This is a genomic window from Paenibacillus sp. FSL P2-0136, assembly GCF_037975325.1.
GTDB lineage: Bacteria > Bacillota > Bacilli > Paenibacillales > Paenibacillaceae > Paenibacillus_AQ > Paenibacillus_AQ silagei.
Genome location: NZ_CP150244.1, coordinates 3850677 through 3863697, shown reverse-complemented (window position 1 = coordinate 3863697; position 13021 = coordinate 3850677). Strand labels below are relative to the sequence as shown.

Annotated in this window: 14 protein-coding genes; 9 read left to right on the top strand and 5 right to left on the bottom strand. The window is 53.2% G+C overall.

Annotation, left to right across the window (positions count from 1 at the left end; translation table 11 throughout):
• The first annotated feature begins 3 nt into the window (after positions 1-3).
• Positions 4-687: a 3D domain-containing protein gene (locus NYE26_RS16160; RefSeq protein ID WP_209873728.1), complete on the top strand. Its 684-nt coding sequence runs from the start codon at positions 4-6 to the stop codon at positions 685-687.
• 115 nt (positions 688-802) lie between these two features.
• Here NYE26_RS16160 and NYE26_RS16155 read toward each other — a convergent pair whose 3' ends face one another.
• The gene (locus NYE26_RS16155; protein ID WP_339248863.1) at positions 803-1705 is read right to left on the bottom strand and encodes a polysaccharide deacetylase family protein; all 903 of its coding nucleotides are present in this window, start codon (positions 1703-1705) and stop codon (positions 803-805) included.
• 174 nt (positions 1706-1879) lie between these two features.
• On the opposite strand from NYE26_RS16155, the gene NYE26_RS16150 reads away from it, so the two are divergent.
• The 8 genes from NYE26_RS16150 (at position 1880) to glp (ending at position 8384) form a co-directional block, all read left to right on the top strand.
• Positions 1880-2920: an NADH:flavin oxidoreductase/NADH oxidase gene (locus NYE26_RS16150; protein WP_339257513.1), complete on the top strand. Its 1041-nt coding sequence runs from the start codon at positions 1880-1882 to the stop codon at positions 2918-2920.
• 86 nt (positions 2921-3006) lie between these two features.
• Positions 3007-3711: a dihydroorotate dehydrogenase electron transfer subunit gene (locus NYE26_RS16145; protein WP_339248862.1), complete on the top strand. Its 705-nt coding sequence runs from the start codon at positions 3007-3009 to the stop codon at positions 3709-3711.
• Positions 3704-4636: a dihydroorotate dehydrogenase gene (locus NYE26_RS16140; RefSeq protein WP_339248861.1), complete on the top strand. Its 933-nt coding sequence runs from the start codon at positions 3704-3706 to the stop codon at positions 4634-4636. Before NYE26_RS16145 ends, NYE26_RS16140 begins: the two co-directional genes overlap by 8 nt.
• Positions 4637-4723: 87 nt before the next feature.
• Entirely contained in the window at positions 4724-5074 is a 351-nt protein-coding gene (locus NYE26_RS16135) for a hypothetical protein (RefSeq protein ID WP_339248860.1), read from the top strand.
• 68 nt (positions 5075-5142) lie between these two features.
• Entirely contained in the window at positions 5143-5811 is a 669-nt protein-coding gene (locus NYE26_RS16130; protein ID WP_036695416.1) for a PspA/IM30 family protein, read from the top strand.
• A 126-nt stretch (positions 5812-5937) separates the two neighbouring features.
• Positions 5938-6348 (top strand): DUF350 domain-containing protein, encoded by a 411-nt coding sequence (locus NYE26_RS16125; protein ID WP_036726501.1) that lies wholly within the window; start codon positions 5938-5940, stop codon positions 6346-6348.
• 40 nt (positions 6349-6388) lie between these two features.
• A complete protein-coding gene (locus NYE26_RS16120; protein WP_036726503.1) occupies positions 6389-6895 on the top strand; it encodes a DUF4178 domain-containing protein in 507 nt (168 codons plus the stop codon).
• Positions 6896-7079: 184 nt separating this feature from the next.
• Entirely contained in the window at positions 7080-8384 is a 1305-nt protein-coding gene (gene glp, locus NYE26_RS16115) for a gephyrin-like molybdotransferase Glp (protein ID WP_339248859.1), read from the top strand.
• 954 nt (positions 8385-9338) lie between these two features.
• Here the strand turns inward: glp and map are convergent.
• From map to xerS, 4 genes are all read right to left on the bottom strand, one after another.
• Entirely contained in the window at positions 9339-10088 is a 750-nt protein-coding gene (gene map / locus NYE26_RS16110; protein WP_339257511.1) for a type I methionyl aminopeptidase, read from the bottom strand.
• A gap of 43 nt (positions 10089-10131) precedes the next feature.
• Positions 10132-10758 (bottom strand): TetR/AcrR family transcriptional regulator, encoded by a 627-nt coding sequence (locus tag NYE26_RS16105; RefSeq protein ID WP_339248858.1) that lies wholly within the window; start codon positions 10756-10758, stop codon positions 10132-10134.
• 240 nt (positions 10759-10998) lie between these two features.
• Complete coding sequence (locus NYE26_RS16100; RefSeq protein ID WP_339248857.1) at positions 10999-11868, bottom strand: pentapeptide repeat-containing protein; 870 nt, start codon at positions 11866-11868, stop codon at positions 10999-11001.
• A 48-nt stretch (positions 11869-11916) separates the two neighbouring features.
• Positions 11917-13011: a tyrosine recombinase XerS gene (xerS, locus tag NYE26_RS16095; RefSeq protein WP_036726635.1), complete on the bottom strand. Its 1095-nt coding sequence runs from the start codon at positions 13009-13011 to the stop codon at positions 11917-11919.
• Positions 13012-13021 lie beyond the last annotated feature (10 nt).

Here is a 13021-nt window from a genome sequence, read left to right as displayed (position 1 = left end):
TTCATGAAACTCAAGATCAGAGCCATCACCGCCCTGGCGGCCGTACTGGGACTCGGCACCTTGCTTCACGCAGCTCCCGTTCAAGCCGACAGCGTACATATCGCTGGAGAGACTACAACCTATTATACTCTATCCAATCATTATGGCATAAGTGTAGAAGAGCTTATGAATGCGAACCCGCAGATTTCAGCGCTAAATATTTATCCCGGGCTGAAATTCACCATTCCGGGTGATGTTCAAGCCAAGACTGTGGCAGCAGCCAATACTGCAGCAGCTTCAGTAGAAGCTGTGGACGCTGCAGAAGTTCAAGCCTTTAGTGTGCAGCCGGCAACCAACACTGTTCAAGCCTGGGGCAAAGAATTTAATTATGCCAAAGTGCTGCAGGTCAAGGCTTCCGCCTATTCCTCAGCAGCCAGCGAGAATGGCAAGTGGGGCGCAGTCGATTATTTCGGCAATACGCTGAAGCTCGGAACCATCGCCGTTGACCCGAGCGTGATTCCGCTGGGAACGAAGGTGCTCGTAACCGGGTATACCCATCCGGGCCTTCCGAAGCAAGCTTTCGTAGCTACAGCCACGGATATGGGGAGCGCGATCAAGGGCAACCGGATCGATATCTTTATTCCGGGCAGCCAGAGCTTTGTAGCCGATTTCGGTTATCAGTATGTACATTTATATATTATTGAATAAACCGATAATGATAAGTTGCACCACTACAAGTATAATAGGTATTAATGAAAAGGAAACAAAACCAGGCAGCTTCGCCGGTTTTGTTTCCTTTTTTGTTCCCCTGCTTATCAAGCGGTTATTTGCTTTTGCTGACCTGGAGCATCTGGGGAACGGTTACGAAGCTGTATCCGCGCTGGCGCAGATTGCTGATAATCTCGGGCAAGGCCTGCAATGTTCCCTGAAGATTACTGCCCCTGCCGCCGCCCCCGTGCTGTAGGATGATGGCCCCTCTGCCGGCCCGGGAGAGGATGTTATGTTTGACCTGATTTTTGGATAGTCCTCTCCAGTCGAGCGAGTCGACGTTCCAGTTCACCAGCTTATAGCCATGTGCTTTCGCCCATTTAAGCTGCGGCTCGTTGATGTCTCCATACGGCGGGCGGATCAGCTTTGGCTTGTATCCGGCCAGCAGCTGCAGAATATTCTCCGTCCGGATAATCTGGATGCGGAAGGCATTCAGACTCAGCTTGCTGAACTGGGGGTGATTATAGGAGTGATTGCCGATAGCATGGCCTTCGCGGATCATCCGGGCTACCAGGGCGGGATGCTTCTCCGCACGGCTGCCGACCACGAAAAATGTAGCTTTGACTTTATATTTGCGCAGCACATCCAGGAGCTGCGGGGTGAAGCGCGGATCAGGCACATCATCGAAGGTGAGAGCAATCATTTTGCGGCGGGGACCCTGGGTCTTGAGGGTCTCCGGGTATTTGCGCAGCAACTGGCTGAGGGAGAGGCCTTTGCTTTTTTTATGGCGCCTTACTGAAGATTGGGAAGCCGCTGATCCTGCCGGTACCGCCGTTTCCTCTTCAATAGAAGCTTGTGGCCGGGAAGATGGCAGGATCTCTTGTGCTGGCACTGGCGCAGGACTATCTGCCGCTGCAGCAGAGACAGACACAAGCTCCGCAGCCGGTGCAGGAGCAGACAGGGCCAGGGCAATGACGGTTATGAGCAGCACAATGCGGCGAAATATTACCAGTTTCATCGGAATGATGCCTCCTCCAACCACGGGTCCGGTTATTTTAGAATATAAGGGTTGTTATTTCCAAGCAGCCGTGAAATTATGCCGTACAGGCAGCAGAGCATTCAAAGATTTATCACATCCGCAAATCGTTGTATACTGAAATGGATCATAGATACGGGAAGGATGGAGACAAGAATGACCGATTTGTTCACACCTTATGAACTGAAGGCTCTGACCCTGAAGAACCGCGTGGTCATGCCTCCAATGTGCCAGTATGCGGTTGAGAAGCAGGACGGTATTCCGACGGATTGGCATCATGTGCATTATGTCAGCCGGGCTGTCGGCGGGAGCGGCTTCATTATTGTAGAGATGAGCGGAGTTCACCCCGATGGACGGATCACGAACCGGGACACCGGGATCTGGGAGGACGGACAGATTCCGGCGTTCAAGCGTCTGACGGCTGCCGTTCATGCCCATGGTGCTAAGGTTGCCATCCAGCTCGGCCATGCCGGCCGCAAGGCCGTCGATGCCGCTCCGCCGGTTGCACCTTCGGCAATCCCGTTTGATGATACCTATGCTATGCCCAAGGCGCTTAGCCTTGAAGAGATTGCGGAGCTGATTATCGCCTTCCGGGAAGCGGCGCGGCGCGCGGTTGAAGCGGGATTCGATACCGTTGAGCTGCATGGAGCCCATGGATACCTCATTCACCAGTTCCATTCCCCGCTCTCCAATGTCCGGGATGATGAGTATGGCCAAGACCCCATCCTGTTCGGTGAACAGGTGGTAGAGGCGGTGCGTGAGGTACTGCCGGCTGAGATGCCGCTAATCATGCGGGTGTCCGCCAAGGAATACGTCGAGGGCGGTTATGATGAAGCTTATGCGCTGGAATTCTGCCGCCGCTACAAGGATGCGGGCGTAGACCTGTTCCATGTATCCTCGGGCGGAGAAGGGCCGATTGGCTCGAATGGAGGCCCTAATGCGGGGCCGGCTTACCAGGTGGGGCTTGCCGAATACATACGCAGCGGATTACAGGTTCCTGTTATCGCTGTAGGGCGTCTGGAGTCATATGCAGAAGCGCAGGCAGTGATTACGGAGGCGAAGGCAGAGCTGGTGGCTGTAGGCAGAGGCATGCTCAGCGATCCGTATTGGGTACATCATGCTGCTGAGGCGCTGGGCGGAATTGATCCGTCCGAGCTGCCCGCACCTTATGTGCGCGGAATCTGGAACAAGAAATAGAGGGCATCATTTGTGAATAATGTCACAGATTTTAAGTTCCTTCTCAGGCATGGTTAATAAGATTAAATTTGAAGGAGCTTGATAACGTGGCGACGGTGATTAGTAATGAGCGGCTGGCTGAAGGAGTGTACCACCTGGTAGTTGAAGGAGGAAACAGCGGGGAGATGGGTCAGTTCTACATGCTGCGGGCATGGGGAGCCTATCCGCTGCTGTCCAGACCGCTTAGCATACATCAGGTGAATGATAACGGTGTTGAATTCTTATATCACGTAGTGGGTGAAGGGACAGAGATCCTTGCCGGACTGAATCCGGGCGATCCGCTGGAGCTGGAGGGACCGTTCGGCACAGGCTTCCCGCAGGTGGAAGGCAGGGTAGCTTTAGTGGGCGGGGGGATCGGAATTGCTCCGCTTTATTATTGTGCGCAGAAGCTTCCAGAGAGCGATATCTATCTCGGCTTCAGCCGCGAGCCGTTCCGTACAGAAGCCTTCCGTCCTCTGGCTGCTGAGCTGACCGTCGATGTAGGCGGACTGATTCTGGACAGCGTGGATTTCTCGGCGTATGACCATATCTTTGTCTGCGGCCCGCATCCGATGCTGAAGGCTGCACAGCTCAAGGGCAGCACTCTAGATCCTGCGGGTAAGCGCCCTGACGTCTATCTGTCACTGGAGAACCGGATGGCCTGCGGCATCGGCGCTTGTCTGGTCTGCAGCGTCTCCTGCAAGGACGGGCAACGCAAAGCCTGCGCAGACGGTCCTGTCTTCCTGGCTGAGGAGGTATTGTTCCATGATTAATACAACTGCAACGATTGCCGGTGTGTCCTTCAAGAACCCGATTGTAATGGCTTCGGGTACCTTCGGCTTCGGCCGTGAGTATGGCCGGTTATATGATGTGTCCCTGCTTGGCGGAATCTCCGGCAAGGGGCTTACGCTTCATGCCAAAGCCGGTAATCCCGGAATCCGCGTCTATGAGACCCCTTCCGGGATGCTGAACAGCGTAGGGCTTGAGAATCCGGGAGTAGAGGCCTTTCTGGCCAAAGAGCTGCCGTATTGGGAGACGCTGGATACCGCACGTATCGTGAATCTGGGCGGTAACACGCTGGCGGATTACGTGCTGGGTGCTGAGCTGATCCAGCGGGATGCGGATGCCCGTCTTCTGGCCGGGACGCAGGCCGTGGATATGATTGAGCTGAATATCTCCTGCCCGAACGTGAAGGAGGGCGGAATTGCTTTTGGCGTGAAGACTCCGGCAGCGCAGGAAGTGGTTCGTGCGGTACGGGCGGCTACAAGTCTGCCGCTGGCCGTGAAGCTGTCGCCCAATGCCGAGGATATTGCGGAGATGGCTTTGATGTGTGAAGCAGAGGGGGCGGACGCCGTCTCTCTGATTAACACGATCTCCGGGATGAAGATCGACGTCCGCCGCCGCCGCAGTGTGTTTAATAACCTCTATGCGGGACTATCCGGACCAGCGGTTAAGCCGGTGGCTCTGCGTATGGTGCATCAGGTAGCCCGCCGGGTAACCATTCCGGTAATCGGAATGGGCGGCATCACTTCAGCCACGGATATTATTGAATTTATTATGGCGGGAGCGACTGTAATACAGGTTGGAACCTACAATTTCATGAATTTGCGGGCGGGCAGCACACTTGTAGAAGAATTGCAGCAGTTTATGAAGGAAGAGAATATTTCCTCACTGGATGAGATCCGTGGTATTGTATAGGCAGCAAGACGGTTTGCAATGATCTTTTTGCCGCAGAATGAGAGATCTCTACAGCCTATGGTTAATATAAAGGGAGGGGAGTTCTGCTTGACAACGAATCTGGTGCATCCTGACGATATTGTGCTGTCCGAGACCGAGGTGGGCCGTGATCTGCTGCTGCTGATTACCGGGGGAGTGCGCCATATCGGTGCAGCAAGCACGGCGTACATGGACGGAGAATTCGCACGGGTGATGACCTCTGCCGTTCCCCATCATAAGGAGCATACGATCAGTGAAGCCATTGCGCTGAAGGCTGCTGCCGCATTGAACCGGACAGTCACAGTTGTGATGGGCATCCACTATGACGATCTGAGCAAAGAGGGCATCCTTGCGGTCGTAAATATTGTGAATGATAAGGTGGAGCAATATTTAGTACAGAAGGCCGGAACAAATTTTTGAAACGATCCCCATCTCCCTGCGTAAAAGATACCATTGAACAACTAACTTTTATTTTGGAGGAATGAACGATGTCTATATTCAAAAGATTGCGTGATCTGACCATGTCCAATGTGAATGCGATTATCGATAAAGCTGAAGATCCGGTTAAAATGACCGACCAGTACATTCGTGACATGACGGAGGATCTGGAGGATGCTGAGAAAGCGGTAGCTGCCCAGATCGCTATTGAGAAGAAATTCAAACAGTTGTACGAAGAGCAGGAAGCGCTCGTGAACAAGCGTAATCAACAAGCTCATGCAGCCGCTCAAGCCGGTAACGCCGATCTGGCCCGCCGTGCTCTTGAAGAGAAGAAATCGGCAGAAGCCAAGCTTGTAGAGTACAAGGCCAGCTTCGACCAGAACAAGGCTTCCGCCGACAACCTGCGCGGCAAGCTTGATGAAATGCGCAAACAGCTTACCCAGATGAAGAACAAGCGGGAGACACTCGTTGCCCGTTACAACGCTGCGAAGGCACAGACCGAAATCAACAAAGCGATGAGCGGCTTCAGCTCCGACTCTGCTTCTGCCGGACTCAAACGGATGGAAGACAAAATGCTGCAGGCCGAAGCACAGGCAGAAGCCAGCAACGAGATGAGCTCGGGCAACAAGTCGCTCGATGATGAGTTCGAGAAGCTGGGCAAAGACCAGGCGGTTGAAGATGAGCTGGCTGCGCTGATGAAGCAATACGAGAAACAATAACATATTGGCATAAGCCGGACTTTAGGCTGATGGCCACAGGCGAAGGGGAGACAGAACCAGCGGTTTCTCCTTCGCTTTATGTTTGTCTTACCTGTTGTGAAATATGAACAAGCGGGGGCTGGAGTAATGGATTTCGATACCCTGGTGTCCATGGTAGTATGGACGGTCAGCGGCGCAGTACTGCTGTGTGTGCTGATGCTCGTGGATTCGCTGTTTACCCGTTATAATGATATGGAAGAGCTGAAGGCAGGGAATATGGCCGTGACTACCCGGCTGGTGTTGAAGCTGCTGTCACAAGGCTACATTTTATCGGCATCCATTGCTGCGGCGAACCGGCTCGGGACCGCTCTTATCGTCTCGATTGTCTCTTTTATCCTGTTATTCGTGCTGGAGAAGACGGTAGAGCAGCTCCTCAGCCGGTGGGGGAACCTTGAACTGGATCATGGCACTCAGCTTGGCAAGGTCGGCTACGGCCTGATGGCAGGCTCGCTGCATGTGACGGGGGCATTGATTATAGCGGCCTTTATTCGCGGATAAGAAGAAGGATTAGCGTACCAATTGTAGGAGGATGATGGCTTTGGGTCTTTGGAAAAGAATCGGCAATCTGTTCTCGAAGCCGGAGGCGCCTAAAGCGCCCGCAAGCATGCTGACCCTGTCTCCCGGAGATATCTGTGAGGTCTCCCTGGTCACCTATGAAGTGACGGGCCGGACGAAGACGAGCGGCCGTAATGCAGTTGTACTGACGCTGCGTGACGGGAGCCGGATCGCCTATCTGTATATAGAAGAGCGGGAAGAGCTGCAATACAGATTGTATCACCCGATAGACGGGCGTCTGGACAGTCCTTCCGAGGTCCCGGCTACCCTGGAGCTGGATGACCGGACCTTCTATCTGGAGGAAGAATATGAAGGATATGCCGCCGTTACCGGGCAGACGCCTTATATGAACGGCGGGGAGCAGCATGTCTGGCAATACCAGGCGGATGATTCGCGGCTGCTGCGTGTGGAATGGCAGAATGGACGGTTCATGCTCTATGAGGGTGAAAGCGTCCTTTCGGCTGATGTCAGAGTGATCCGCGCGTCTTAAGCTTGAACTGGAGCTGGGCTGCGGCTGGGCTCCTGACTGCGGAATAGAATCGCAATGGAATAAGGGATGCATGCGCTTGTTACAGGCCTGTGCATCCCTTTTCCCATGCCTTCATGTTAGAATAGGGCGTAATTGGTTTAATCAGCAGCAATCTACCGGAGAAGCAGAAGGAGTGAATTCAACAGTGACTAACCGAGAGCATCATAACAAGGAATATAACAAGGAATACAGTAATGATAAATTTCAGCGCGCAGCGCTTCAAGTTGCAGAGGCGCAAGGCAGGCTGAAGCCTTATGCTGCGCTGCTTGCGCCGGAAGCTATACCCCTGCATCTCAGCAGCGGGCGTTATCTGGCTGAGTCTGCCCATGCACCACATCCCTTTCCGGCATTTGACCGCTCCAGTATGGACGGCTTCGCCGTGATTGCGGCAGATACTTTAGCGGCAGGAGACCCTGACACGGTGTGGCTTGAAGTCATCGATGTCATACCCTGCGGCGCATTAGCCTCAAGGGAGATTACGGCTGGCACTGCTGCTCGCATTATGACGGGAGCGCAGATTCCTGGCGGCGCAGACACCGTAATTATGATGGAGGCTACGGAGAGCCGGATAGAGGGCGGAGTCACTTATGTCGGTATCCGCAAGCCGCAAGAGCGGGGTCAGCATATTACCCCTTGCGGTCTGGAGCTTCGTACAGGTGATCCAGTGCTTCCTGAAGGGACTCTAATCGGCGCTGGCGAGATTGCTGTTCTGGCAGCGCTCGGGGTGCCGGACGTTCCTGTCCGCCGCAGACCCAAGGTGGCGGTCTTCGCTACCGGGACTGAGCTGCTGGAGGTGGACGAGCCGTTAGTGCCGGGCAAAATCCGCAACAGCAACTCACCCATGCTGGAGGCGCTAATCCGGGAAGCGGGCGGGGAGCCCGTGATGCTGGGTGCAATCATCGATGATCTGGAGCTGGCCCGCAGTAAGGTGCATATGGCACTGGAGAGCTATGATCTGGTGATTACTACCGGCGGCGTATCTGTCGGGGATTATGATATTATGGGTGATTTGGTCCGTGAGCAGAGCGGAGAGATGCTGTTCAATAAAATAGCCATGCGCCCCGGCAGCGTCACTACGGCAGCCGTTCGCGGCGGGAGCATCCTGCTCGCCTTATCCGGCAATCCGGGCGCCTGCTTCGTAGGATTCCAACTATTTGCCCGTCCGGTCATCGGGCTAATGCAGGGTGCAGCCCAGCCGTATCTGCCAGAGTGGACAGCAGTGCTGGGTCAAGATTATAAGCGGGCCAACAGCTTCACCCGCTATGTCCGCGCCCGCCTGGAGATCCGCGAAGCAGTTCTCTATGTTTATCCAGCCGCCGTGGACGAGTCATCCGTCACAGTTACGATCAAAGACAGCGACTGCCTGATCATCATCCCGCCGGACAGCGGACAATTATCTGCCGGTGACAAAGTAACTGTGCTGAAGCTGCCGGGTGAGATTCGAGGGTGAATTTGAAGCAAAGGATTTGGGGAGTATCAGAGCTTATGAAGTGAGTTCAGTTAGGAGGGAGATGAGGCTATGGATAAGCGGATGGACGAACGGATGGATGGATGGATGAATGGATGGATGACCGGAGGACGTTCGCTTGAGGCGAGCTTTCAGGGATAGATGTATTCAGTACAATTAAAAACAGTAAAAATCAAGGATTTCCTCCTCTAATTGTAGTCTGTACAACTAAATTTGCCCGAATAGACCAGAATCGAGGAATCAGGTTAGTTTAAATGCACGAAATACAACTAAACGGATTATCGGCGGGACATCAGGAGATTTAGTTGTACAAACTGCACTTAAGCATATCGCGTGTAACTAAATCGGGGCACGGCAAGTCTCAGCATTTCTAGTGACGACCGGCCAGCAAGCCGATAAGTCAAATGACTAACCAACTAAACCTTTATTATTAAGTTTCAACATATGAAAAATTCATAACAGAAACAACCACAACCAAACCACAACCAAATAACAACCACCAAACAACACCAACAATAATTAATAAAAATGAATTGTTAGAAGATCAAGGTATATTGGGATATTGGGACAGTAGGACCTCGGGATCACTCAAAAACTCAACAGCTGGAATTAATGAAGTCAGAACTGGAGCAGAAATTGAAGAATGGAGCTCTGGCAACAGACAATTATCCAACAATAGTAGTTAAATTCCAAAAATTCAACATATGAAAAATTCACAATAGTAAGTTCAAAACACTAACCAGCAGCCAACAAGCAGAATCATCCAATCGCACGACAGCATCCAACGCCGTAACCGCAAAACCCGGTCATAAAGGTAACAAACAAAACCCTCCAGTTCTTTAATAGGGGACAGTCCCTAACAGAAACGGGAGGGTTCTTAGGGTTCGTAAGGAAATAACAAAATCTAACCTATGTGTTAACGTTCTACTACAATGTTTACTGGGCTGTTAAAATCAGCGGTCCATCTGCAGTAATTGCAATGGTGTGCTCATACTGTGCGGACAGCTTGCCGTCAGCCGTTCTTGCGGTCCATTCATCATCGTCAACGGTGATCTGGTACGTGCCTTCGTTAATCATGGGCTCAATCGTAAATACCATGCCTTCTTTGAGACGAATGCCTTTGCCTGCGGTGCCGATGTGCACGTAGCTCGGCTCCTCATGCAGGCTTCGTCCGATGCCATGCGCCAGCAGATCGCGCACGACCGAATAACCGTGTGCTTCGGCATGCTGTTGTATGGCCGATGTGATGTCGCCCAGCCGTCCTCCCGGAACAGCCCGGGCGATCCCCAGATCCAGGCACTCCTTCGTTACCTGCATTAATCTCTGTGCCTCCGGCCCGATCTCACCGACAGCGTAGCTCACGCACGAATCTCCGAACCAACCCCCGTATTGCGCCACAATGTCCAGCTTCAGCAAGTCGCCTTCCTTCACGACCCGTCTGCTGGATGGAATCCCATGGGCAACCACATCGTTAATGGATATGCAGGTCTCGGCGGGGAATCCGTTGTAGCCTTTGGTAAACTGCTTGCCGCCGAGCTTGGTGATATGTTTGGCTACCAAATCATTAATTTCAAGCGTAGTGATTCCAGGTACAATGTGTTTGGAGACTTCACGGTAGCAATCGGCAACAATTTGGCTGGCTTGCTTCATCTCTTCAATTTCTCTGGGGGATTTAAGAATAATCATGCTGTGTGTATCCGCTCCTTCATCCTTTAATAGTTTCAATCTTTTATAGTTTCAGAACTCTGACGATCTCCGTTGCATCTTCATTAAGCTGCCCTCGGCGGAGGGAAAATGCAGCACAGCCAACCAGGGCGGCTAACAGCATCTCTGTATGTTGTAATCCACACGGCGCATCGACTACTGTCCCTCCAGGAGAAAGTGATTCCTCCGTAAGTCCAGTGCCAAGCATCATGGACAGCGGGGTCAGCACCTCCCGCCGGAACTCGGCAGTGAGCGGGGAAGAACGGGCTTCAGGCAGGGAAGGAAATCCCTCACCAGCCTGCTTACACAGCAGATAGATAGCGTGATCCTCCGCCCATAGCTGCAATAGCAGCACCCCGGCGGCAGAACCCTCCAGCGGAATCTTTAGCGGTAGCCCGGGCTCTGCCATAGGCGGGGACTTCAGCCATTCCCCGGCCCGGTCGAGCGCATCCCATAACAAGTCGTGAAGCAAATCACCCTTATTACTGTAATAATGATAGACCGTACCATAACCGAGACCGGCCTCCGCAGCCACATCCCGGATTTCTAATAAAGGCCCTTTATTCAAAAATACGTCCGCTGCTGCTTTTCTGATCTGCACCAGCCGCCGCAGCCGGATCTCTTCGTTCTGTTCCTTCGTGCGGGGAGTCATCTAATCCGTTCACCTCATTTATTTTAGACCTGCTGTCATGTCAATATAAAACATCGGCAGGCAATTGGCAAGGGAAAATCGTTGAACCAACCATCTGGACGACACAAAAAAATCGGATAGAACATCATCCGGTTTCTTCTCCAAATATAAGAATGTATATGTTTCACGCTATAAATTATCCTTCTATTTCTCGCCGAAACGGTACCGTCCTTAAAAGGACGGCAAAGCCGTTTCCACTTATCAAGCCCAGTGCTCCGGATGCCTTAAGGATTCCGGCAGCTTGGTGGACGGGCTGCCTTGCGCAGCTTGCAGCTGCGCCTGAGTCAGGAAGAGACTGCCCCGCAGATCGGCTCCGCGCAGATTCGTATCGCGGAAGTCCGCGCCAATCAGATCGGCGAACCGCAGGTCAGCGCCGCTAAGATCCGCAGCGATCAGATACGCGCCCCGTAAGCTGAGGCAGCGGAGGTCGGCCCCGCGCAGCTTGGCTCCAATCAGATCGGCCCCGCGCCCATAGTTCTTCTGGCGCTTCGGGGCCGGAGAGAGCTGCTTGCGGGCAGCGGTGCGCGCAAGCTCGCTGGCACGCAGCAGCAGCTCGTTGACTTCAGCACGGTGCAGGGGCACTTCGAGCTGAAGCAGCTTGTCCGGGCTGAGCAGGGTGAGGGCCTGCGTCTGCTCCAGCATTTTGATAAGCGAATCATGCAGGGTCTCGGCCCCGTGTAGCGTGAGTGCCTCGTGCAGATACCATAGCAGCTCATGCAGCTGGCGCATTACGGGAAGAACCTCGAACATCTGTCCCGCAGTCTCTGGAGCCTGACGCCAGTCGCGTCCGCCATAGGTCAGATTGGAGATTTTCTGCCCGGCCCCGAAGCAGTCATACACGGTGCAGCCCCGGAAGCCGCGTTCCCGTAGCTCAGTATGAATGCCGCAGAGGAAGTCTTCCCGCAGATTGGGACAGGGCTGTCCGGCAGGCTTGTCTATAGCGAAGTCTGAGGAAGCAGAGAAATGAAGCGCAGCGCAGCATAGCCCGAAGCAGTTCAGGCAATCCGATTGCAGCTCCGGCAGTCCGGAATTCGTAGTATGGGATTCAGGAAATGAATGATTGTCTAACAAACGTATTCCTCCAAAAAATAAATGAGATTAACATAGCGGTCATACAGCTTACTGCGGCGGTTCATTGTCCAGACGGCGTTCAATCGCCTCAGACATCGTTTTATCTGTGAGATGAGCATAGATCTCGGTAGTCTCCGTAGAAGCATGGCCCAGTTGTTCTTTCGTCCGGTAAATATCGTTCTGCAGGTAATAATCGGTGGCAAAAGAGTGCCGCAGCTTATGCACCGTCAGATAAGGCTTGCCGAACCGTTTGGCGTATTTGATGATCATCTCCTGGATCGCCCGTTTGGTCATCCGTTTGCCTTCTTTGCTGCCGTTGGGCAGGGCAATGAAGAGCGCTTTTTCCCGTTTCGGCGTCTTGTACCTGCTCTGGCGGAGGCTTAGATACAAGCTGAGATCATCCTTCGACTGTTCCCGGAAATAGACCGGGGTCTTGAAGGTCTCGTCGTTATGACCCTTGCGGAAGACATAAATCAGCTTATTGTTGACATCCAGATCATCCACGTTGAGGTTAACCACCTCGGAGACACGCAGGCCGGAATTCAGAATCAGACTGGCAATACAGGCATCCCGTTCACGGTTAAGCTGCCAAGAATAATAAGCCTGCTTATTGGCTTCCACAGCTGTGCCATATCCTTCATAGATGTAGCCAACGAACTCCAGCAGCTCCTCGTCCTCCAGAATTTTACCTTTGAGCTTGGCGGCGGTATCCTTCGGTTTGTGAATGCGCTTGATCTCAACCTTGGCCATAATGTTACGCTTCAGCAGCGGGTAGAAGTTCTCATCCTCGGCAATCTGGCTTAAGTAATGGAACAGCGAGCGCAGCGCAGACAGCTTACGGGATACGGTCACCCGCGAATTGGCATTCTCAGCCCGGGTGGTCAAGTGCAGACGGTAGCCGACAATGCTGTCCATATGCAGGGTCTCCAGCTCAAGCAGTGTGATGTCAGCATTGCTGGCCGCTACAGAGAGACCTTCACCCCGCAGCCAGCCGAAAAAGGATTCATAGTCCCGGATATACTCCAGCAGCGTGGAGGGGGACAGATCCGGCCGTTTATAGTCGATAAACTGCTGGACAAACCAGGGCATTTGCGGCAGCCGCTGATCCAGGTTTGCCCGGTCGGTAGCTTTTTGAATACTGATGAGCTTCACC

Coding starts and splice junctions, on each gene's coding strand:
- NYE26_RS16160 (WP_209873728.1), top strand. CDS start 4: ATGAAACTCAAGATCAGAGCCATCACCGCCCTGGCGGCCGTACTGGGA.
- NYE26_RS16155 (WP_339248863.1), bottom strand. CDS start 1,705: ATGAAACTGGTAATATTTCGCCGCATTGTGCTGCTCATAACCGTCATT.
- NYE26_RS16150 (WP_339257513.1), top strand. CDS start 1,880: ATGACCGATTTGTTCACACCTTATGAACTGAAGGCTCTGACCCTGAAG.
- NYE26_RS16140 (WP_339248861.1), top strand. CDS start 3,704: ATGATTAATACAACTGCAACGATTGCCGGTGTGTCCTTCAAGAACCCG.
- NYE26_RS16130 (WP_036695416.1), top strand. CDS start 5,143: ATGTCTATATTCAAAAGATTGCGTGATCTGACCATGTCCAATGTGAAT.
- NYE26_RS16125 (WP_036726501.1), top strand. CDS start 5,938: ATGGATTTCGATACCCTGGTGTCCATGGTAGTATGGACGGTCAGCGGC.
- map (WP_339257511.1), bottom strand. CDS start 10,088: ATGATTATTCTTAAATCCCCCAGAGAAATTGAAGAGATGAAGCAAGCC.
- NYE26_RS16105 (WP_339248858.1), bottom strand. CDS start 10,758: ATGACTCCCCGCACGAAGGAACAGAACGAAGAGATCCGGCTGCGGCGG.